The organism is Mycolicibacterium vulneris (assembly GCF_002104765.1).
In the GTDB taxonomy this organism is placed as follows: Bacteria; Actinomycetota; Actinomycetes; order Mycobacteriales; family Mycobacteriaceae; genus Mycobacterium; species Mycobacterium vulneris.
Genome location: NZ_NCXM01000018.1, coordinates 35,198 through 57,250, shown reverse-complemented (window position 1 = coordinate 57,250; position 22,053 = coordinate 35,198). Strand labels below are relative to the sequence as shown.

18 protein-coding genes are annotated in these 22,053 nt (G+C 68.8%); 9 read left to right on the top strand and 9 right to left on the bottom strand.

Annotated elements, in window-relative coordinates:
- Nucleotides 1-22: 22 nt before the first annotated feature.
- A complete protein-coding gene (locus tag B8W69_RS17840) occupies nt 23-1,669 on the top strand; it encodes an acetolactate synthase large subunit (RefSeq protein ID WP_085291139.1) in 1,647 nt (548 codons plus the stop codon).
- Between the two features lie 21 nt (nt 1,670-1,690).
- Here B8W69_RS17840 and B8W69_RS17835 read toward each other — a convergent pair whose 3' ends face one another.
- The gene (locus B8W69_RS17835) at nt 1,691-2,221 is read right to left on the bottom strand and encodes a DUF4189 domain-containing protein (protein WP_245843289.1); all 531 of its coding nucleotides are present in this window, start codon (nt 2,219-2,221) and stop codon (nt 1,691-1,693) included.
- 135 nt (nt 2,222-2,356) lie between these two features.
- Between B8W69_RS17835 and B8W69_RS17830 the strand changes: the two genes are divergently transcribed.
- On the top strand, nt 2,357-3,268 hold the full coding sequence (locus B8W69_RS17830; protein ID WP_085291137.1) for a LysR family transcriptional regulator: 912 nt from the start codon (nt 2,357-2,359) through the stop codon (nt 3,266-3,268).
- A 105-nt stretch (nt 3,269-3,373) separates the two neighbouring features.
- Nucleotides 3,374-4,528 (top strand): NAD-dependent formate dehydrogenase, encoded by a 1,155-nt coding sequence (locus B8W69_RS17825; RefSeq protein WP_085291136.1) that lies wholly within the window; start codon nt 3,374-3,376, stop codon nt 4,526-4,528.
- A 15-nt stretch (nt 4,529-4,543) separates the two neighbouring features.
- Here B8W69_RS17825 and B8W69_RS17820 read toward each other — a convergent pair whose 3' ends face one another.
- From B8W69_RS17820 to B8W69_RS17805, 4 genes are all read right to left on the bottom strand, one after another.
- Nucleotides 4,544-5,995 (bottom strand): lipase maturation factor family protein, encoded by a 1,452-nt coding sequence (locus B8W69_RS17820; protein WP_085291135.1) that lies wholly within the window; start codon nt 5,993-5,995, stop codon nt 4,544-4,546.
- An 86-nt stretch (nt 5,996-6,081) separates the two neighbouring features.
- Entirely contained in the window at nt 6,082-10,272 is a 4,191-nt protein-coding gene (locus tag B8W69_RS17815; protein WP_085291134.1) for a DUF3367 domain-containing protein, read from the bottom strand.
- A 106-nt stretch (nt 10,273-10,378) separates the two neighbouring features.
- Nucleotides 10,379-10,552, bottom strand: a complete 174-nt coding sequence (locus B8W69_RS17810) for a DUF2613 domain-containing protein (protein ID WP_085291133.1) — start codon at nt 10,550-10,552, stop codon at nt 10,379-10,381.
- Between the two features lie 86 nt (nt 10,553-10,638).
- Entirely contained in the window at nt 10,639-10,827 is a 189-nt protein-coding gene (locus B8W69_RS17805) for a DUF2613 family protein (protein ID WP_245843288.1), read from the bottom strand.
- 134 nt (nt 10,828-10,961) lie between these two features.
- Between B8W69_RS17805 and B8W69_RS17800 the strand changes: the two genes are divergently transcribed.
- The 3 genes from B8W69_RS17800 to B8W69_RS17790 all read left to right on the top strand — a co-directional run bounded on the left by B8W69_RS17800 (nt 10,962) and on the right by B8W69_RS17790 (nt 14,136).
- The gene (locus B8W69_RS17800) at nt 10,962-12,119 is read left to right on the top strand and encodes a glycoside hydrolase family 3 N-terminal domain-containing protein (protein ID WP_085291132.1); all 1,158 of its coding nucleotides are present in this window, start codon (nt 10,962-10,964) and stop codon (nt 12,117-12,119) included.
- An 88-nt stretch (nt 12,120-12,207) separates the two neighbouring features.
- Nucleotides 12,208-12,858 (top strand): TetR/AcrR family transcriptional regulator, encoded by a 651-nt coding sequence (locus tag B8W69_RS17795; RefSeq protein ID WP_085291131.1) that lies wholly within the window; start codon nt 12,208-12,210, stop codon nt 12,856-12,858.
- Between the two features lie 24 nt (nt 12,859-12,882).
- On the top strand, nt 12,883-14,136 hold the full coding sequence (locus B8W69_RS17790; protein WP_085291130.1) for a chloride channel protein: 1,254 nt from the start codon (nt 12,883-12,885) through the stop codon (nt 14,134-14,136).
- Nucleotides 14,137-14,153: 17 nt separating this feature from the next.
- Here B8W69_RS17790 and B8W69_RS17785 read toward each other — a convergent pair whose 3' ends face one another.
- Both B8W69_RS17785 and B8W69_RS17780 read right to left on the bottom strand, forming a co-directional pair.
- Nucleotides 14,154-14,996, bottom strand: a complete 843-nt coding sequence (locus B8W69_RS17785) for a MaoC/PaaZ C-terminal domain-containing protein (protein ID WP_085291129.1) — start codon at nt 14,994-14,996, stop codon at nt 14,154-14,156.
- Nucleotides 14,997-15,005: 9 nt separating this feature from the next.
- Nucleotides 15,006-16,370, bottom strand: coding sequence for a 3-oxoacyl-ACP reductase (locus tag B8W69_RS17780; protein ID WP_085291128.1), 1,365 nt, complete (start codon nt 16,368-16,370; stop codon nt 15,006-15,008).
- Between the two features lie 152 nt (nt 16,371-16,522).
- Here B8W69_RS17780 and B8W69_RS17775 point away from each other — a divergent pair, with 152 nt between their 5' ends.
- Entirely contained in the window at nt 16,523-17,857 is a 1,335-nt protein-coding gene (locus B8W69_RS17775) for an acetyl-CoA C-acetyltransferase (RefSeq protein WP_085291127.1), read from the top strand.
- A gap of 323 nt (nt 17,858-18,180) precedes the next feature.
- On the opposite strand, the gene B8W69_RS17770 is transcribed toward B8W69_RS17775, so the two are convergent.
- Nucleotides 18,181-20,016 carry an acyl-CoA dehydrogenase gene (locus tag B8W69_RS17770; RefSeq protein ID WP_085291126.1) on the bottom strand — a complete coding sequence of 612 codons (1,836 nt, stop codon included), beginning with the start codon at nt 20,014-20,016 and terminating at the stop codon, nt 18,181-18,183.
- A 200-nt stretch (nt 20,017-20,216) separates the two neighbouring features.
- Here B8W69_RS17770 and B8W69_RS17765 point away from each other — a divergent pair, with 200 nt between their 5' ends.
- Together B8W69_RS17765 and B8W69_RS17760 are read left to right on the top strand one after the other, a co-directional pair.
- The gene (locus B8W69_RS17765; protein ID WP_085291125.1) at nt 20,217-21,230 is read left to right on the top strand and encodes an isopenicillin N synthase family dioxygenase; all 1,014 of its coding nucleotides are present in this window, start codon (nt 20,217-20,219) and stop codon (nt 21,228-21,230) included.
- Between the two features lie 83 nt (nt 21,231-21,313).
- A complete protein-coding gene (locus tag B8W69_RS17760; RefSeq protein WP_085291124.1) occupies nt 21,314-21,802 on the top strand; it encodes a flavin reductase family protein in 489 nt (162 codons plus the stop codon).
- Between the two features lie 24 nt (nt 21,803-21,826).
- Here B8W69_RS17760 and B8W69_RS30680 read toward each other — a convergent pair whose 3' ends face one another.
- A complete protein-coding gene (locus tag B8W69_RS30680) occupies nt 21,827-21,991 on the bottom strand; it encodes a hypothetical protein (protein ID WP_165762636.1) in 165 nt (54 codons plus the stop codon).
- Nucleotides 21,992-22,053: the final 62 nt, after the last annotated feature.

Below are 22,053 nucleotides of genomic sequence, written 5' to 3'. Positions count from 1 at the left end.
GTTCCCCTAAGGGAGGTGTCGGATGAGCAGAGCCGCTGAGCTGATCGTCAAGTGCCTGGAAAACGAGGGTGTCTCCGTCGTATTCGGGGTGCCCGGCGAGGAGAACATCCGATTCGTGCAGGCGCTGGCGTCCTCGTCCATCCGCTACGTGCTGACCAGGCACGAGCAGGCCGCCTCGTTCATGGCCGAGATGTACGGCCGGGTCACCGGGCGGGCCGCGGTGGTGTCGGCCACGCTGGGTCCGGGCGCGATCAACATGCAGCTCGGTACGGCCGACGCCACCACCAACAGCACCCCGCTGGTCGCCATCTCCGCGCAGGTGGGTCACGACCGGGAGTTCAAGGAGTCACACCAGTACGTCGACCTGGTCTCGATGTTCGCCCCCATCACCCGATGGGCGGCGGACATCCCGACCGCGCGCGCCATCCCCGAGATGGTCCGCAAGGCGTTCAAGCTCGCCGAGTCCGAGCGCCCTGCCGCGGTCTACCTTGCGGTACCCGAGCACATCGACGCCGACGAGACCGACTACGACCTGGGACCGTTGCCGCGCAACGTCGTCCGCGCCGACGCCCCGGCCCCGCGCCAGGTGGCGCGCGCCGTCGACGTCCTGCGCGGCGCGAAGCGCCCGGTGCTGCTGGCCGGGCATGGCGCCGCCCGCGCCGACGCCACCGAGGCCCTGGTGCGCTTCTCCGAAGAGTTCGGTATTCAGGTGGCCAACACCTTCCACGGCAAGGGCGTCATGCCCGACGACCACCCCAACAGCATCGGCACGCTGGGCTTCATGCGGCACGACTACGTCAACTTCGGGTTCGACAACGCCGACGCCGTCATCGCCGTCGGCTACGAGTTGCAGGAGTTCGACCCGGTGCGGATCAACCCGCAGGCCGACAAGAAGATCATCCACATTCACCGGTTCCCGGCCGAGGTCGACGCCCACTACTCGGTGGACGTGGGGATCATCGGCGACATCAGCGATTCGCTGAACGCCCTGACCGATGCGCTCTCCGGTCACACCTTCGCTCACGCGGCCGAGGTGCCCGGCTCGGGCCTGTTGGCCGAAGAGTTCGCACGGGGTCAACAGGACTCGCGCTACCCGCTGGCGCCGGCGCGGGTGGTCGCCGACACCCGCGCGGCCCTGGGCCGCAGTGACATCGTGCTGGTCGACACCGGCGCCACCAAGATGTGGATGGCCCGGCTCTACCCGACGTACGAGCGGAACACCTGCCTGATCTCAAACGGGTTGTCCACCATGAGTTTTGCCCTACCGGGGGCGCTGGGCGTCAAGCTGGCGCAGCCGGATTGCAAGGTGCTGGCCGTCGTCGGCGACGGCGCGTTCCTGATGAACTCGCAGGAGATCGAGACCGCCGTGCGCGAACGCATCCCGCTGGTGGTGCTGATCTGGGAGGACGGCGGTTACGGCCTCATCGAATGGAAGATGGACCTCGAGCTCGGGGAACACTACTACGTGAAGTTCAACAACCCCGACGTGGTCATGTACGCGGAAAGCTTCGGCGCCAAGGGATATCGGATCAACAGCGCCGACGAGCTGCTGCCGACGCTGCGGACCGCGCTGGACGACGACGGCGTCTCGCTGATCAGTTGCCCGGTCGACTACTCCGAGAATCTGCGGTTGACCGACCGCCTCGGCGAACTGGACGAAACGCTGTGACAATGTCCTTCATACCGAGGTTCACTGCGTGACCCAAAACGGATGCTGTACCGCGGTGTTGAGACCCGGATCGCCGACGCAGCGAGCGACGTGCACGGCCGCCCCCGCAAGCCCCACCTTGGCCACCGCCGCGGCACCGGCGGCGTTGCGGGTGGCGCCCCAGGCCCCGACGAAGCGGTGACCATCGTCGGAGAGGGCTACGCAGCCACCCACTCCCACGGCGAGAATGCGGCAGTCGCTTGCGCCATGCCTTTCGGCGCAGTGGTTCACCGCATAGTCTTCAACGGAATCCAGACTGGCAAGGCTGCCACCCGCCGTGATCTCGACGGAATGACTGGAGTCGGATCCTGCGATCGCGATGTAACCGTCCCCCGCCTGCGCCGGTGCTGCCAATCCGACCGCACAGGCACCAGAGATCGCCGCGGCGGCAAGGAGTTCAGACGTGGGCTTCCCTCGCAGCAGGGTTCGTGGTCTGACGGACCTGGGCGAGGCGAATTCGCTGATCGACCCCGGCTCGCACTGACAAGACTTCGACATCACCGTCCACGCCAACCTCGGGACACCACGTTCTGCAGCGTCGTGTTCTCACCATCCGTGGTTGGCGCGGGAGGTGCCACCCGGTTAACGGATAGTTGACAGCCGCGTAGCAAATCTTTACCGGGGGGCGACGCATGATCGAATGGATGGATGCTGTTCCGTCAGCTGGAGTACTTCGTCGCGCTCGCCCAAGAGCGCCACTTCGCGCGCGCCGCGAGCGCCTGCTACGTGTCACAGCCCGCGCTCTCGGAAGCGATCCGCAAGCTCGAATCCGAACTCAACGTCCCGTTGGTGCGGCGCGGACAGAAGTTCGAGGGTCTCACCCCGGAAGGCGAGCGGCTGGTGCCGTGGGCGCGCCGCATTCTGGCCGACCGCGACGCCCTCAGACAGGAAGTCACCGCGCTGCGGGCCGGCCTGACCGGCGAACTGCGACTCGGCGTGGTGCCGGCCGCCTCCACCACCGTGGCGCTGCTCACGGATCCGTTCTGTGCGGCACATCCGTTGGTGCGGGTTCGGCTCGAGGCCAACCTGCGCTCCGCGGGGATCGTGGAACGGGTCCGTAAGTTCGAATTGGACGCGGGCATCCTGTACCCCGACCAACAGGACACGGCCGATCTCTTGGTCACCCCGCTGTACCACGAGCAGCCGGTGCTCATCGCCGCCGCCGAACTGCTTGACCGCGAGGAGAAAACCATGGCCTGGTCGGACGCCGTGCAGCTACCGCTGTGCTTGCTGACGCAGGGCATGCGGGGTCGCCGGGTCATCGACGACGCCTTGGCCACCCACGGGCTGCAAGTGACCGCGCAGCTGGAAACCGATTCCGTGGCCGCGCTATTCGCACACGTCCGCACCGGCCGGTGGGCGAGCATCGTGCCGCAACCGTGGATCCACACGCTGGGCGTCCCCGCCGGGGTGAGCGTGCTCCGGCTTCGGCGCCCGTCGGTCACCGCGTTGATAGCGCTGGTGACCAACCGTGCGGAGCCGGGCTCGCTGTTGGCGCGCGCGCTGCGACGAACCGCACGCGAGGCCCGCATCGGTGCGACGCTCAGCGAGCTGTCCTAGCCGCGGCTGATCGGCGCCGCCTATCAGCCGGTCGGAATCGTATCTTGGACACCGCGGGGGGAGAGCTCCGAGACTGGACTCAGTTGCCGGTTAAAGGAGAATTCGATGGCCAAGTGTGTGATGGTGCTCTACCCAGACCCCGTCGACGGGTACCCGCCGACCTATGCGCGCGACAGCATCCCGACGATCCACGGATACCCCGACGGCAGCACCGTGCCGACCCCGTCGAAGGTCGACTTCAGCCCCGGTGAGCTGCTCGGCTGCGTTTCGGGTGCCCTGGGACTGCGCGAGTTCTTCGGAGCCACCGGTCACGAATTGGTGGTCACGTCGGACAAGGACGGCCCCGACTCCGAATTCGAGCGTGAGCTGGCCGACGCCGAAATCGTTATCTCGCAGCCATTTTGGCCCGCCTACCTGACCAAGGAACGCATCGCGAAGGCGCCGGAACTCAAGCTCGCGTTGACGGCCGGCATCGGCTCGGATCACGTGGATCTGGACGCGGCGCAAGCGCGCGGGATCACGGTGGCCGAGGTGACGTACAGCAACAGCATCAGCGTCGCCGAGCACACCGTGATGCAGATCCTGGCGCTGGTGCGCAATTTCGTCCCGTCGCATCGGTGGGCGGCCGAGGGCGGCTGGAACATCGCCGATTGCGTCGAGCGTGCCTACGACCTCGAGGGGATGGACGTCGGGCTGATCGCCGCCGGCCGGATCGGGCGCGCCGTGCTGCGCCGGCTGGCGCCGTTCGACGTCAACCTGCACTACACAGACACACGCCGGCTTTCGCCCGAAGTGGAAAAGAAATTGAACGTGACGTTCCACCCCGACGTCGAGTCGCTGGTGAAGGCCGTCGACGTGGTGTCCATCCACTCGCCGCTGTACGACGATACCCGCAGGATGTTCGACGAGAGGCTGATCTCGACGATGCGGCGTGGCTCCTACATCGTCAACACCGCCCGCGCCGAGGAGACCGTCCCGGAGGCGATCGCGGCCGCCCTGAGGTCCGGGCAGCTGGCGGGCTACGCCGGCGACGTGTGGTACCCGCAGCCACCGCCGTCCGACCACCCGTGGCGGACGATGCCGAATAACGCTATGACGCCGCATGTTTCGGGCACCACGCTGTCTGCCCAGGCGCGGTACGCCGCCGGTACCAGGGAAATCCTGGAGAGCTGGTTCGCCGGCAAGCCCATCCGCCCCGAGTATCTGATCGTCGAGGGCGGCAAGCTCGCGGGCACCGGGGCGCTGTCCTACCAGAAGTAGCCGCTGGCCCGACACTCAGTTGGCGCTGCTCGTCGTCGACCGGGCCATCGGTGGCACGTAACCGCCGATCAGGGCGCGATGCCACCACGCCCGGCCGTGGCGCAGCTCGGCCGGCGTGGTGAAGCGGTACTGGTAGAGCTGTGCCCGCACGTACCGGGGCGGTGAATCGGGAAACGGGTTGTGGCGCAACAACCGCAGGGTCGGTCGATCGTTTGCCAGCAGCCGCTGCAAGAATGGCCTCAGCCACGGCTGTGCGTACCCCGGTGAGATCGCGGCGAACCACATCAGCCAGTCCAGGCGCAGATGATACGGCGCCCACTGTCGCGGTAGCCGGCGCGGCGTCCCCGGCTTGCCCTTGAATTCGTATTCCTTCCAGACGGTTTGGCTGGTGATCACGGCCTCGTCGGTACCTTCGATCACCACCTCTCGCCGGATCCTCCCGATGCTACCGAACGCACCGTAGGTGTTCACCAAATGAAATGAGTTGAACGACATGTTCATTCGCTGCCGAGAAGACAACATGTTTGCCAGCGGCCAGTAGCTCATGAACAGCACCGCGGCGGTGACGGCGGCCACCAGCCCGACGAACCACAGCGGTGTGGCCGCCAGGCCCGGATGCGCCGGGACGAGGCCCTTGGGCAGAAGCAGCGCGAGCGACGCGTCGTCGATGGCGCTGAACGCCAACATGATTGTCACCCAATTGAGCCACGCGAAATTGCCCGAGGCGACCAGCCACAACTGGGTGATCACGATGATCGCGGCGGCCACACTGGCCACCGGCTGCGGCGCAAACAATCCGAACGGCACGATCAGCTGCGCGAAGTGGTTGCCCGCCACCTCTATCCGGTGCAGGGGTTTGGGCAGATGGTGGAAGAACCAGCTCAACGGTCCCGGCATGGGTTGCGTCTCGTGGTGGTAGTACAAACACGTCAGATCGCGCCAGCACGGGTCGCCGCGCATCTTGATCAATCCCGCGCCGAACTCGACCCGGAACAACAGCAGGCGAACCAGCCAGAGCGTCAGCACCGGCGGCGCCACGTCGTGATTTCCCAGGAAGATCATCAGGAACCCGGTTTCGAGCAGCAACGACTCCCAGCCGAACGAGTACCAGGTCTGCCCGACGTTGACGATCGACAGGTAGAGCACCCACAGCACCAGCCACATCGCCATCGCGGCCCATAACGGCACCGCGTCGGCGGCCCCGGCGACGATCCCCACCGACAGCGCCGCACCGAACCAGGAGACGGCCGCAAACAGCCGATCCGAATAGCGCATGTGAAACAGGCTCGGTGTGCGCCAAAAGGATTGCCTCGCCAAGAACTGCGGGATGGGCAGGATGCCGCGCTCGCCGATGAGTGCACGGAACTGGACCGCGGCGGCAACGAAGCCGATCAGAAAAATCGCCGCGGTGCCGCGCTCGAGCACCAGTCGGCCCACCCAATATTGGGGCGCGGAAAACCAGTCCATGGCGCTAACTCCTCGGTTGGTGACGGTTACGCCAACCCGCATATCTAGTCAATCAGCCGGTAAACGGGTAGCCAATAGCCCGCCAACTATTCGTCGCGCGGTCCCGGCGCACGTTCGGGGAGCGCAACCACCGAAGAAGCAAGCACCGCAAGCGAAATCAGCGCCAGCAGCTGGACACCGGCGGAATGGCCGGCGTAGCCGTCGGCCGACCGCCACGGCTGTCGTGACAAGACCGCGCCGGCCAGTATCAGACCGCCGGCGCTGCCCAGCACGCTGAGGCGTTCCCAGCGCCCCTGGCGCAGCGCATACCGCAGACCCAGCGCGGCCCCCATCACCGCGACACCGCCCAGGCCGGCGATCACCCCCGCGGCGGCCAGCGCCGGGACGGCCGCCCATGGCCCGGGCCGCCACGGCCGCGCGGGCGCGTCGCCGTCGTCCTTCCTTCGGGTGCGCCAGAGCGCGAGCATCGCCAGCAGCGGCAGCAGCGCCAGGCCCACCGCCAGGCCGGCGCGGTAGAGCGAGTTGGAGGCGAACGTCAGCGTGATGGTGCCGGGGTCGCCCGCGGGAACCAACCAGCCCTGCTGCCACCCGTTGACGGCGATCGGCGTCAAGCGGGCGCCGGCGCCGGTGCGCGCCACCCAGCCCGGGTTGATGCTTTCCGGGATGACCAGCACCCGGGAGGTCGACGAGGCGGGTGCCTGCACGTCGCGGCGATCCGGACCCCAGGCCCGCCAGGATGAAACACGCAGCGGCCGTGCGACTTCGGTGGCGGCCGCCGCGGTCAGTTCGGCTCCGTCCACGACGAACTGGGCGCCGGGGCTGATCAGCAGCTCCTGTTGGCCGGCGGGCAGCGCGATCGGGTCGCGTTCGCAGGGCACCGCTGCGACGGGCACGTCATCGAGGATCGCCCCCACGGTGGTGCGGATCGCGGTGTGTACGAACCGGCCCGCGACCGCGACGACGGGTCCGCGATCGCAGCCGACGCTGATCTCCCGGGTGCGGTTGCGGGCCGCGTCGGCGGGCGCGATCGGGTTGCCGTCGGTGCCCAGCGCCGCGACGTCGGCCAGCCCGGGCGGCTTGAGCTGGTCGAAACCTAAAGCGTTGCGGTCAATGACATCCTGCCAATTCAGCAGGCTGATGGTCACGGTGTCGGTCACCCGGGGTTTCAGCCGCACCGTCTGCGCGCCGTCGGGTTTCACCGCGGCGGCTTGCGGGCCATCGCCCAGGTTGACGGCCACCATCGTCGGGCGCGCGGGCAACGTCGGCCGGCTCGGAGCCAGCCGCACCCCGGTGACCTCGGTGGGGCGGGGCAGCGTGAGCGTCAGGGTCGGCGGGGTCTTGTGCTGCACCACCCGCTGCGGCGCCGTCCACGCCGTGGCCGGGTCGCCGTCGGCGGCCGCGTACGCCGAGCCCAGGATATCGACAGTGTCGGAATCGCCGTGGGCGACAGCGGTATTCGGCTCGGCGATCAGGTCGGCCAGCTTGGGCCCCTGGCGCGGGCGCACCCACACCGTCGGGGTCACCGACATCGGCGCCGGCACGGTCAGCGTCCGGCTGAAATTGACCGGTTCCTCCGGGGCCAGGGCCATCGACGGCGCGCAGCGCACACCGTCGGGCGCCGCGGCGCAACCCGGCCTGCCCAGCAACTCGGATCCCAGGTCCCACCCCGCGATCGGCGCGCCCGGCGGCGGCCCGGGCACCCGCACGGTGTGCCGCACGTCGACCTGGTGGGCGAATCCCGAGGCGTCGTACTGGGTGATCGACAGGTCGGTAATGCCGAACTGCACGCCGGCGGATCCGTCGTCGGTGCCCGCGGCGGTGATCCGCACCCACGGGGTCTCGCCGTAGGGGAGCGCGGCGGTAAGCGGCTTGCCCGGCTCGTCGAAACGCAAAGTGGTGCTGCCGGTAGCGGTTTCGATCAGGATGCGGCGCACCTGGGCGCCGACGGCGGTGGCGCTGGGCGTCAACGTGATCGCCGCGTTGGTCACCGGATGGTCGAAATCGATCCGCATCCACTGACCGACGGCGGCCTGCAGCGAGTTGGACACCCAGGCGGTCGCGGAGTCGCCGTCGATCGCGGCGGCCGGCGAGTTCGCCGGTGCGACGTCGGGCATCGCGGTCGAATCCGACGACGAGCTCGATACCGTGATCCGGCCGCCGGTCCAGGCGCCGGTCACCGGGTCGGCGCCCGGCACGGGGTAGTCGGGCACCCGGTTGTAGGTGTGCCGCGCATCGCCGGGGGCCCGGATCGCCGACGAATGTTGATCCACCCGGCCGTAATCCGTCTCGCGGGCCACCGGGGTGTCGGTGATGGTCACCCCGGCGTCCACCGGCAGCCCGGCACCACGCGCGTCAGCGGTCAGCAGTGCCGGGCCCAGCGGCGGCTGTCCCTGCAGCCGTCGCCGCTCGTCAAGGCGCAGCAGCGCCTCGGGCCCGCCGTCGACCCGGGCCAGTCGGTCGGTGTCGACGAAATACGGTGTGGCGGGGGCACTGTCGTCGCCCACCCGGTAAATCTCGACCGCCGGATATCGCGGCCGCAGCCCGCTGTCGGCGACGAAACCCGCGAGCGTGCCGGGCCCCACCGGCGCGCCGAACTGCGCGACCTTGCGCAGTCCGGGCGACCCGTCGACGGTCCGGTGCACCAGGATCGGGCGCGCCGACCTCGACGTGTCGGGGTCCAGGTCGTTGCGCAGCGCCACATAGGAAATACCTTGGCGAGCAAGGGTATCTGCCAAGCCGGCCGAGGGCCGGCCCGCGGCGAACAAGCGCTGCACCGAATCGAGCGCCCGGATGGTCTGCGGCGGGGTCAGCGGGATGGAATCGCGCACCCCCCATGGGCTGGCGCCCAGCACCTGTAGCGGTTCGTCGTGGCTGGTGCCCCACACCTGGGTGGCGAACGGCGCCCCCGGGACCACGAGCACCCGCCCGGGTGTCGGTGCCCCGGTGTTGTGCTCGGTGAGCCAGTCGGCGGCCTCGTGCCAGTACTGCGGAATCGCGGTGAAGGTTCCCGGCGGCGCCAGCCGACCGGTCCACGCCAGTGACGTGCTGACCATCAGCGCCGTCACCACCACGATCGCGGTGGCGAGCCGTTTGTCGCGCTCGGGGTGCGCAAAGGCGCGCAGCCACACCGACATTGGCGCGCTGCCCGGCAGCGGTATCCGGCCCAGCAGCTGCGCGAGGCCCAGCACCACCGGGATCCTGATCACCGATCCCAGCTTGTGCACGTTGCGCAGCGGGGCGCCGCCGGCGTCCAGGAAGGCCTGCACCGCGTGCGCCACCGGCGAGCCCAGCCCGCCGCTGTATCCGGCTGCCATCAGCACCACCCCGACCAACAGCATCGTCACCAGCCGCCCGCGCGCCGGCATGGCCCGGCCGGCCAGCCCAGCGAGTCCGGCCGCCGCGACCAGGCAGGTACCCAGCACGGCCGCCGACCCGGTCACCAGCGGAGCGCCCGCGGTGGCGGTCGGGGCCACGTACGGGGTCCAACTTTCGGTGCCGCGCAACATCTCGACCAGTGACGACCATTGCGTCGTCACGCCGGACGATTCGATGAAATCCAGGAAGGGAGGACTGATCGCGCGCAGCATCACCAGCGCCACCACCCACCACAGCGTGGCCAGCACAAGCGCCACCAGCCACCACCCTGTGTAGCGCCACCACAATCGGTTCGGCCGGTGGCACGCCCACCAGATCACCGCCGGCAGGCAGCCGGCCGCGGTCGCGATCGCGTTCACCGCGCCCATCAGCGCGATGGCCAGGCCCGCCTGCCCGGCCAGCGCTCGCACGGACCGGTCGCCGCCGGCCCGCAGGGCGAGGATCGTGGGCAGCAACACCCACGGCGCCAACATCATCGGCAATGTCTCCGACGAGATCGAGCCGAGCGTGGTCAGCACCCGCGGCGACAGCGCGAACGCGGCCGCGGCGATCACCCGCGACGCCGGGCTGCCGATCCGCAACGCCTCGGCGACCCGCAGCAGGCCCCAGAAGCCGACGGTGAGCAGCAGCGCCCACCACAGCCGCTGGGTGATCCAGCCGGGCACGCCCAGCGCGTGGCCGACGAGAAAGAAGGTGCCGTGCGGAAACAGGTATCCGTAGGCCTGGTTCTGCGCCTGCCCGAACGGCAGCTCGCTGTTCCACAGATTGGTCGCCCGGGCCAGAAAGCGCAGCGGGTTCGCGGTCAGGTCGAGCTTGGTGTCGGGGGAGATTTGTCCGGGGGACTGGGTGAACGTCAGGGCCAGGGCGATCGCGCCGACCAACCACAACCACCGGCGCGACACCGGCCCGGCCGTCGAGCATGAGACCGGCGCTTCGGTCCCTGTCGGAGCCGCTGGATCAGACTGCGGCGACCCGCTGCGCCCGGCTTCGCCGCGCTTGCGATCGCCGCTAGCTACGGTTGCCGTACTCGACCCGGTTGAGCACTGACGACTGCGGATCGCCCCCGGGGAGTGGCGGCTTCGTGTCTTGCTGGATCATCAGCGTGATCCCGAAGATCGCGGCCGCGCCGAGCAACAGGCCAACCACAACGCTCGCTGCGGCGGGCGCAACGATCCGGTTCATCGAAGGCTCCTGAGTGTCGGCTTGCGGTCGTGACTTTCGACCTACGCCAACCTAGCAGAAGGGCGCCCGGCCAACGGGAGCGCTGGTCACCAGTGCAGACAGTGCCCGTGAAAACAGCGGTCGCCGTATTCCACCTGGTAGGGACCGGTCGTAAGCGCAGGACGCTGCAGGCTCGGCACCTGCACCAGGCTGCGGTCGGCCACGGCGAGCGTGATCCCGACGGTCGTCGCCACCCCGACGCACACCCCCACCGCGACGCTGATCGCGGCCGCCAACGAGAAACCCTTAATCGCTGGCTCCTCCCTGCCAGTCAATGGGCGCCCGACAAGCCCCAGCCCCCTGATCAGCAACGTACCGTTGATGCCCCCTGGAGCCGGGCACGAAACGCCCGCCGTGAAAGCATGGCCCGATGGCATTTTCGCGCACCTTGGCCGTGCTTGCAGCTGCGTCGGCGCTGGTCGCCGGTTGCGGCCACCACGCCGCGCACCCACCCGGCACGTCGACGAAGACGTCGAGCAAGCCGGTGGCCGCTCCGGCGCCGCCGGTGTGTGCCGACCCGTCGGCGGTTCCGGCGACGTTGGGCATCCGCGACAAACTCGCGCAACTGCTGATGGTGGGCGTGAAGAACGCCGACGACGCCCGCGCCGTCGTCAACGGCTACCACGTGGGCGGCATCTTCATCGGCAGTTGGACGGACCTGTCGATCTTCAAGGGGCCGCTGGCCGACATCGCGGCCAAGGCGGGCCCGCTGCCGCTGGCGGTCAGCGTCGACGAAGAGGGTGGCCGGGTCTCGCGGCTCAAGTCGCTGATCGGGACGTCGCCCTCGCCCCGCGAGCTGGCGCAGACGCAAACCGTCCAGCAAGTGCACGACCTGGCGGCCGACCGTGGCAAGAAGATGCGCGGCCTGGGCATCACGGTCGACTTCGCGCCCGTCGTCGACGTCAGCGACGAGCCCGACGACGCCGTGATCGGCAACCGTTCGTTCAGCGCGGATCCGGCCAAGGTCACCGAGTACGCCGGTGCCTATGCGCAGGGACTGCGCGACGCCGGGCTGCTGCCGGTGCTCAAGCACTTCCCCGGCCACGGGCACGGCTCGGGTGATTCGCACACCGGGGGTGTCGTCACGCCGCCGCTGGACGATCTGCAGAACAACGATCTGGTGCCGTACCGGACCCTGGTGGCCTCGCCTCCGGTCGGGGTCATGGTGGGCCACTTGCAGGTCCCCGGTCTCACCGGCGACGCCCCGGCCAGCCTGAGCCCGGAGGCGGTGCAGCTGCTGCGCAACGGGGTCGGCTACAAGGGCCCGCCGTTCACCGGCCCGGTGTTCAGTGACGACCTGTCCAGCATGGCCGCCATCTCCGACCGGTACGGGGTGTCCGAGGCCGTGCTACGCAGCCTGCGGGCCGGCGTCGACGTCGCGCTGTGGGTCACCACCGACGAGGTGCCGGCGGTCCTGGACCGGTTGCAACAGGCGGTGGCGTCCGGCGACCTGCCGGCCAAGCAGGTCGACGAATCGCTGGTGCGGGTGGCGGCCATGAAGGGTCCCAGCCCCAACTGCGGCCACTAGCGGATCGCCGCCGTGGGCCGGCGGTGCGTGTGACAGCCCGCCGCATTGCTTACTCTTGAGTCAGATAGACGGGCTGGAGAGGCGAGCGATGGCGGGTGGTACCAAGCGGTTACCGCGTGCCGTCCGCGAGCAGCAGATGCTCGACGCCGCCGTGCAGATGTTCTCGGTCAACGGCTACCACGAGACCTCGATGGACGCCATCGCCGCCGAGGCGCAGATCTCCAAGCCGATGCTGTACCTGTACTACGGATCCAAGGAGGACCTGTTCGGCGCCTGCCTGAACCGGGAGATGGGCCGGTTCATCGACGTGGTGCGCGCCGACATCGATTTCGAGCAGAGCCCGAACGACATGCTGCGCAACACCATCGCGTCGTTCATGCGCTACATCGACGCCAACCGGGCGTCGTGGATCGTGATGTACACCCAGGCCACCAGCTCGCAGGCGTTCGCCCACATGGTCCGCGAGGGGCGCGAGCAGATCATCGACCTGGTGGCCGGGCTGATGCGGGCGGGTAGCCGCAACCCGCGCTCCGAGCGCGAGCACGAGATGATGGCCGTGGCCCTGGTGGGCGCGGGTGAGGCGGTCGCCAATCGGCTCAGCACCGGTGACATCGACGTCGATGAAGCGGCGCAGCTGATGATCGACCTGTTCTGGTACGGCCTCAAGGGCTCACCGGAAGAGCGGGAAGCGGCCGTGGCCCAGCCCGACGCGGGCGGCTCGAACGCCGCCGGCGACTAGCCCTACATTCGTGGGGTGGCCCGAATGCCAGCCCCCAGCACGGACCGCGGCAACCTCGACTTCTTCTGCGCGGTAATCATCGTCGGGTTGCTCGCCGGAGTTGCCGGATTGGCGACGACGTTCGTGCTGCGCGTCGTCCAGCACGCCACCTACCACTACAGTTTCGGCGCGCTGCTGGCCGGGGTGGCCGCCAGCAGCCCCATCCGCCGCGTCGTCGGCCCGATGATCGGCGCCGCCGTGGCGGGCCTGGGCTGGTGGCTGCTGCGGCGCCGGGCCGAGGTGCCGCCGCTGGCGCAGACCATCGCCCGCCGCGAACCCGTCCCGCGGGTTTCCTGGAGCATCGACGCCCTGCTGCAGGTGCTGCTCGTCGGATCGGGAGCATCGCTGGGACGCGAAGGGGCCCCACGTCAATTCGCCGCTGCGCTGGGCGATCTCGGAACCGGATGGCTCAAGCGGCTCGCAGCGCGCGACCGTGAGGTCCTGCTGGCCTGCGCGGCGGGTGCCGGGCTGGGGGCGGTGTATGCGGTTCCGCTGGCCGGGGCGCTGTTCTCGATCCGGATCCTGCTCGCCACCTGGCAGCCGCGTGCGGTGGGCGCTGCGTTTCTGTCGTCCGGCCTGGCGGTCGCCGTCGGTTCGGCCATCACCCGCGATCAGCCCAACCTGCCGTGGCCGGTCGAGGAGTCGACGTATCTGCTGACCGCGCACGGACTGTTGCTGGCGCCGGTGGCTCTTGCGGTGGGGCTGACCTTCAACCGGTTGATGGCCGTGGCACGCCCGGCCCGCCAGATGCGGACTCCGCTGCTGATCCCCGCGCTCGCCGGGGCCGGCCTGGTGATGGGCATCTGTTCGCATTGGTGGCCGGAGTTACCCGGCAACGGCCGCAGCATCCTGACGGTCAGCCTGGCCAGTGGCATGACGCTGCTGTCGGCGCTGGCGATCCTGGCGCTGAAACCCTTACTGACCGCGCTGTTTCTGCGCGCCGGCGGGGCCGGCGGGTTGCTCACTCCCTCGCTGGCGACCGGCGCCGCCGCCGGGGCCGCGCTGGTCTTGCTGATCAACTGGGCGGCCGGGACGCACCTGCACCTGCCAGCGGTGTCGCTGGCCGGCGCCGCCGGCGTGCTCGCCGTCACCCAGGGCTCACCGATCTGGGCGGCGATCTTCGTGTGGGAACTCGCCCGGCCCCCGCTGTGGCTGTTCCTGCTTTTCCTGCTGACCGCTACCGGCGCCCACGGCTTGAAAGTGCTTGCTCAGGGCCGCAGTACGACGCAGGCCGGCTAGCCACGCCACCGTCGGCGCTAGAGCGCCCGGACCGTGCCGGTCAGGTGTGGGTAGCCCTTGGCGATGTTGCGCAGCGAAATGTCCCAGCCACCGTCGTGCTCGTCGATGTAGAGCCCCGTCGTCGCGGGCAGCACCACCGGCTTGCCGAACCGCACCGAATACCGGGCCGCATCGGGAATCTGCGCCTCGACATTGGCCAATACGGCTGCCGCGCTGAACATTCCGTGCGCGATCACGGTCGGGAACCCGAACAGCTTCGCCGCGACCGAGTTGGTGTGGATCGGGTTGTGATCGCCCCCGACGTCGGCATAGCGCCGAATCAGCCCCGGGCTGATGCGCAACACGGCGGACGGCGGCGGCTGCTTGGGCTGCTTCTTCGGGGGCGGCTTGGGTTCGTCGGACAGGCTGGTCCGCTGCTGGTGCAGGAAGGTCGTCACCTGGTGCCACGCGGTGTCGTTGCCAACGCTGACGTCGGTCACCAGATCGACCAGCAGGCCCTTGCGGTGCTCGCGCAGGTTCTCGGCGTGCACCCGCACGCCGACGGTGTCGGTGACCGCGATCGGGCGGTACTGCGTGATGTGGTTCTCGGTGTGCACCGATCCCATTGCGGCGAAAGGGAAGTCGAAACCGGTCACCAGCGACATCAACGCCGGAAAGGTCAGCGCGAACGGGTAGGTCAGCGGCACGTGATTGCCGTAGCGCAGACCGGTCACCCCCGCGTACTCGGCCACGTTCGCGCGGTCGATCGGCAATTCCTCGATGGTCACCGTGCGGGTGGGCAGCTCACTTCCGCGCGACACCACGGGCAGCGCCCCGGCCGCCGCGCGCAGCATGTTCTTCAGGCCGCTTGGCTGATTCATGACGTTCTCCTATGCGCCCAGCATGGCCTGGCCGCAAACGCGAATGACGTTGCCCGTCACCGCATTCGAAGCCGGGCTGGCGAAGTAGGCGATGGTTTCCGCGACGTCTACCGGCTGTCCGCCCTGCAGCAGCGAGTTCATCCGGCGCCCGACCTCGCGGGTGGCCAGCGGGATGGCGGCCGTCATCTGGGTTTCGATGAATCCCGGTGCGACCGCGTTGATCGTGATGCCCTTGTCGTAGAGCTCCGGGGCCAGCGACTGGGTGAGGCCGATCATTCCGGCCTTCGTTGTCGCGTAGTTGGTCTGGCCGCGGTTGCCGGCGATGCCGGCCATCGACGAAAGACCGATCACCCGGCCACCCTCGCCGAGGGCGCCGTTGGACACCAGCCCTTCGGTAAGACGCAGCGGGGCAAGCAGATTGACGGCCAGGACGGCGTCCCAGCGGGCGTCGTCCATGTTGGCCAACAGCTTGTCACGGGTGATGCCGGCGTTGTTGACCAGCACGTCGGCGCGGCCGCCGTGGTGTTCGCGCAGGTGCTCGGTGATCTTGTCGACCGCGTCGGGGGCGGTGACATCGAGCCACAGCGCGGTGCCGCCGACCCGGCTGGCCGTCTCGGCCAGCGTCTCGGCCGCCGATTCCACGTCGATCGCGACCACGCGCGCGCCGTCGCGGGCGAACACCTCGGCGATCGTGGCACCGATTCCGCGGGCCGCGCCCGTGACGATGGCGACCTTGCCGTCCAGCGGGCGGTCCCAGTCGGCCGGGGGCGTGGAGTCCGCGTCCCCGACGTAGAAGACCTGGCCGTCGACGTACGCGGACTTGGCCGACAGGATGAACCGCATCGTCGATTCCAGGCCCGTCGCGGCGGGTTTGGCGTCCGGCGACAGGTAGACCAGGGCCACCGTAGTGCCGTTGCGCAGCTCCTTGCCCAGCGAGCGGGTGAAGCCCTCCAGCGCGCGCTGCGCGATCCGCTCGTGTGGGCTGGCGGCAGCGTCGGGCGTGGTGCCGACCACGGCCACGCGCGCGGAGTGGCCCAGGTTGCGCAGCAGAGGGGTGAAGAACTCGTACAGCCCCTTGAGCCCCTCGGGCGTGGTGATGCCGGTGGCATCGAACACCAGGCCGCCGAACTTGTCGGCCCACCGACCGCCCAGGTTGTTGCCCACCAGGTCGTAGTCGGCGTCCAGCGCCGCGCGCAGCGGTTCGACGACCCTGCCCTCCCCGCCGATCAGCAGCGCGCCGGCCAGCGGCGGTTCACCGGCCCGGTAGCGGCGCAGCGTCTCGGGCTGGGGAACGCCGAGCTGCTTGGCGAGAAACGATCCAGGACCGGAATTGACGATCTGAGAGAACAGATCGGACGAAGCCTTGGGAGCCACCGGAGCTACCTTTCATGTTCTTGCGAAGTCAGGGTATGCCTACAGCACAACCGTATCGGGGACGAACTTACTGCAGAGTAAGAACAGTGGGTATTATGGCCCCAGACGGGTGATTCCCAAACCGATAGACCGCAGAAACACGGAGAAGAACAGTGGCCCCTGCAAGCTCTGAGGCAAGTAAACAGCGCAGTTCCGAGCGTCGGCGCGTGGCCGTCCTGGGCGGCAACCGCATCCCATTCGCCCGGTCGGACGGGGCCTACGCGGAGGCGTCCAACCAGGACATGTTCACCGCCGCCCTGGGCGGGATGGTGGATCGCTTCGGGCTGGCCGGCGAACGGCTGGGCGTGGTGGTCGGCGGCGCCGTGCTCAAGCACAGCCGCGACTTCAACCTGACGCGCGAGTGCGTGCTCGGTTCGCAGCTGTCCTCCTACACGCCCGCATTCGACCTGCAGCAGGCCTGCGGGACCGGGCTGCAGGCGGCCGTCGCCGCCGCCGAGGGCATCGCGGCCGGACGCTACGAGGTGGCCGCCGCCGGCGGCGTGGACACCACCTCCGACGCCCCGATCGGTCTGGGCGACAACCTGCGCCGCACGCTGCTCAAGCTGCGCCGGGCCAAGTCCAACGTGCAGCGGCTGAAGCTGGTCGGCACGCTGCCCGCGACCCTGGGCGTCGAGATCCCGGTCAACAGCGAACCCCGCACCGGGCTGTCCATGGGGGAGCACCAGGCGCTCACCGCCAAGAAGATGGGCATCACCCGGGTGGCCCAGGACGAGCTGGCTGCGGCCAGCCACCGCAACATGGCCGCCGCCTACGACCGCGGCTTCTTCGACGACCTGGTCACCCCGTTCTTGGGGCTGTACCGCGACGACAACCTGCGCGCGGACTCGTCGGCGGAGAAGCTGGCGAAGCTGCGTCCGGTGTTCGGCGTGAAGGCCGGCGACGCGACGATGACCGCAGGCAACTCGACTCCGCTGACGGACGGCGCGTCGGTGGCGCTGCTGGCCACCGACGAGTGGGCGGCCGCTCATTCGTTGACGCCGCTGGCCTACCTGGTGGATTCGGAGACCGCGGCGGTCGACTACGTGAACGGGCGCGACGGCCTGCTGATGGCCCCGACCTACGCGGTGCCGCGGCTGCTCGCCCGCAATGGCCTGAGCCTGCAGGACTTCGACTTCTACGAGATCCACGAGGCCTTCGCGTCGGTGGTGCTGTGTCACCTGCAGGCGTGGGAGTCCGAGGAGTACTGCAAGGAGCGGCTCGGCCTGGACGCCGCGCTGGGCTCGATCGACCGGTCGAAGCTCAACGTCAACGGGTCCTCGCTGGCCGCCGGCCATCCGTTCGCGGCCACCGGCGGGCGGATCCTGGCCCAGGCGGCCAAGCAGCTCGCCCAGCGCAAGGCCGAGCAGAAGGGCGGCGGCACCGTGCGTGCCCTGGTCTCGATCTGCGCGGCCGGCGGCCAGGGCGTCGCCGCGATCCTGGAGGCCTGACGGGTCGTCCGCACGTCGCCCCTGGTGGCTCGATTAGTTGAGTCACATCTGGTTAGTCAGATGGGGGTGCGGGTATCCGACCCACCGGATGGCCCCGTGTTGTGGTCTGACCCCCCGACCCCGACGGCAACACGGGGCATCCCCCGAATGCGAGCGTTGGACCGTTTCGACGGACTGGCGTACGAAAAGGGCCGCCGCTGGAGTGAGGGGATCCAGCGGCGGCCTTTTTGCTGTCTACCAGCGCTTTTCTGCGGTCTGGTCAAGCGGCAAATCCCCCGCTTCGCGCGCGAAGCGGGGGATTTGCGCGTGTCGTTCGCGTCGGCCTAGAAGGCGGCCTCGTCGAGCTCCATGATGTCGTTGTCCAGCGTGTCGATGACCTCACGAGTGCTGGTCAGCAGCGGCAGGAAGTTCTTCGCGAAGAACGATGCCACCGCGATCTTGCCCTCATAGAAGGACCGCTCCTCGCCGCTGGCGCCGGCGTCGAGCGCCGCAACGGCGACCGCCGCCTGACGCTGCAACAGCCAGCCGATGACCAGGTCACCGACGCTCATCAGGAAGCGCACCGAACCCAGACCCACCTTGTACAGGCTGGTCACGTCCTCCTGCGCCGCCATCAGGTAGCCGGTCAGCGTCGCCGCCATCGCCTGCACGTCGGTCAGCGCCTTGGACAGCAGCTCCCGCTCGGTCTTCAGGCGGCCGTTGCCGGACTCGCTGTCGACGAACTTCTGGATCTGCTCGGACACGTGGGCCAGCGCCACACCCTTGTCGCGGACGATCTTGCGGAAGAAGAAGTCCTGGGCCTGGATGGCGGTGGTGCCCTCGTAGAGCGAGTCGATCTTGGCGTCACGGATGTACTGCTCGATCGGGTAGTCCTGCAGGAAGCCGGACCCACCGAAGGTCTGCAGGCTCTCGGTGAGCTTGGCGTACGCCTGCTCCGAGCCCACACCCTTGACGACCGGCAGCATCAGGTCGTTGACCTTGACCGCCAGTTCGGCGTCGACGCCGTGCAGGGCCTCGGCGACCGCCGAGTCCTGGTAGGTCGCCGTGAACAGGTACAGCGCGCGCAGACCCTCGGCGTAGGCCTTCTGGGTCATCAGCGAGCGGCGCACGTCGGGGTGGTGCGTAATGGTCACCCGCGGCGCGGTCTTGTCGGTCATCTGGGTCATGTCGGCGCCCTGCACGCGAGACTTCGCGTACTCCAGCGCGTTCAGGTAACCCGTCGACAGGGTCGCGATGGCCTTGGTGCCGACCATCATGCGGGCCTGCTCGATGACCTCGAACATCTGCGCGATGCCGTTGTGCACCTCGCCGACCAGCCAGCCCTTGGCGGGGACGTCGTGCTGGCCGAAGCTCAGCTCGCACGTCGCCGATACCTTCAGGCCCATCTTGTGCTCGACGTTGGTGACGTAGACACCGTTGCGCTCGCCCAGCTCACCGGTCTCGAAGTCGAACAGGAACTTGGGCACGAAGAACAACGACAGGCCCTTGGTGCCCGGTCCGGCACCCTCGGGGCGCGCCAGCACCAGGTGGAAGATGTTCTCGAACAGGTCGCCGGAGTCGGCGGAGGTGATGAACCGCTTCACACCGTCGATGTGCCAGGAACCGTCCTCCTGCTGGACCGCCTTGGTGCGGCCGGCGCCCACGTCGGAGCCGGCGTCCGGCTCGGTGAGCACCATGGTCGAACCCCAGCCGCGCTCGGCGGCCAGCACGGCCCACTTCTTCTGCTCTTCGGTACCGAGGTGGTACAGGATGTTGGCGAAGCCCGCGCCACCGCCGTACATCCACACGGCCGGGTTGGCACCCAGGATGTGCTCGTGCAGCGCCCACAGCAGCGACTTGGGCATCGCGACACCGCCAAGGGCCTCGTCGATGCCGACCTTGTCCCATCCGGCCTCGATGACGGCGTGGACCGACTTCTTGAAAGATTCGGGCAGGGTCACCGAGTGCGTCTTCGGGTCGAAGACGGGCGGATTGCGGTCGCCCTCGACGAACGAGTCGGCGATCGGCCCTTCGGCCAGCCGGCTGATCTCGTTCAACATTTCCCGGGCCGTGTCGGCGTCCAGATCGCTGTAATCGCCTTGGCCCAATGCCTTGTCCACGCCCAGAACTTCGAACAGGTTGAACGCTTGGTCGCGGACGTTGCTCTTGTAGTGGCTCACTACGGTCCTCCTCGTTGAGAATGCCACTTGTGGTTGGGTACTAGGTCTAAGTTACCCACCAGTAACACCGCTAAAATATCGCTAGCGTCAGCAGTATGCAAGCCAATGTGAGCTAGATTTCATTGCCTAATTAACCAACCGGTTGGGAAGCTGCAGGTCATGCCGTCGGAATGCGATTTACCTGCGTCGATGCCGCGCATATGACCGGTGTGCGTGGCGTCACTGCGCTGCCCACAGTGGACCTGCGGGCCGACCCCGGCCGCCTGCGCGACGGGCTGCGCGAGGCCGGCCACGAGGTGGGCTTCTTCTATCTGACCGGGCACGGCGTGCCGCCGGACTTGGTGGCGCGGGTCCTGGACGCCGCGCGCCGGCTGTTCGCGCTGCCGCAACCCGATAAGGACGCCGTCGCGATGGTGCGCAGCCCCCATTTCCGCGGTTACACCCGGCTCGGCGGCGAGCTGACCCGCGGGGAGGTCGATTGGCGCGAGCAGATCGACGTCGGGCCGCAGCGACCGCCGATCGGCGGGCTGGACAAGTCCGACTATCGGTGGCTGCAGGGCCCGAACCAGTGGCCGCGCGCGCTGCCGGACCTGCCCGGGATCGTCGCGGAGTGGGACGCCGCGCTGTCCGCGGTGGCCCGCACCCTGCTGCGGCACTGGGCGGCCGCGCTGGGCAGCCCGCCCGACGTGTTCGACGCGGCCTTCGTCGAGGCACCAGCCACGCTGATCAAGATCATCCGCTACCCGGGCAGCGCCGCCAGCGCGCAGGGCGTGGGCGCGCACCGCGACGCCGGGGTGCTGACCCTGTTGCTGGCCGAGCCGGGAAGCACGGGCCTGCAGGTGCGGCCGGCCAGAAACTCCGATGAAGACTGGATCGACGTCCCGCCGCGCGAGGGGGCGTTCATCGTCAACATCGGCGAATTGTTGGAGGTGGCCACCCGCGGCTACCTGCGGGCCACCGAGCACCGGGTCAACCTGCCGGGACCCGCGGGCGAGCGCATCTCGGTGCCGTTCTTCTTCAACCCGCGCCTGGACGCGCGGATCCCGGTGCTGTCGCTGCCCGACGAGCTCGAGGCACGCGCGCAGCGCGTGGATGATCCCTCGGATCCGATCTTCGCGGTCTATGGTCGCAACGCCTGGAAGAGCAGGCTGCGGGCCCATCCGGATGTGGCCGCGGCGCACGGATATTCGGCAGAACGCTTAGAAGAAGGGTAAGGGTGACCGCGCCGGGGTGACCGACGCCAGGTAGGGTCGTTTCCGATAAATCCCGTCTCCGGCTCTAGGGGCGAATAAGTCCGGTGAACTCGAACAGCAAGCTGACAGCGTCGTCACTTCGTGAGGCCTTCGGTCATTTCCCATCCGGAGTGGTGGCGATCGCCGCCGAGGTGAACGGAACCCGGGAAGGCTTGGCGGCCAGCACCTTTGTCCCCGTCTCGCTGGACCCGCCGCTGGTGTCGTTCTGCGTGCAGAACACCTCGACGACATGGCCCAAGCTCAAGGATCGGCCGATGCTGGGCATCAGCGTGCTGGGCGAGGAGCACGACGAGGCCGCGCGCACCCTGGCCGCCAAGACCGGCGACAGGTTCGCGGGGTTGGAGACGGTTTCCCGGTCCACGGGTGCGGTGTTCATCAAGGGCACCGGCCTCTGGCTCGAGAGCGCGATCGAGCAGCTCATCCCGGCCGGCGATCACACCATCGTGGTGCTGCGGGTCAACGAGGTCACGGTGGACGCCGAGGTGGCGCCCATCGTGTTCCATCGGAGCGTTTTTCGCCGGCTCGGCGCGTAATCGCCTCGCCCGGCGGCCGACCGGCTAGGGGCGGTGACTCAGCTCGTCCCGAAAGCCCTGGATGCGGCTCTCGAGTTCGGCGGCGTCGGTGTACCGGCCTTCTTTGTTCGCGAGCTGGGCGCGCACCGACAACTGCCGAATCGCGGTGCGAATGTTGTTGATGCTGGCGGTTTCTCGCAGGGGTTCCATGAACTGCCTTTCCGGTCGTGGATAGCTGGCCGCACGGGGCGGCCCGACAGGATGCAGTTTGG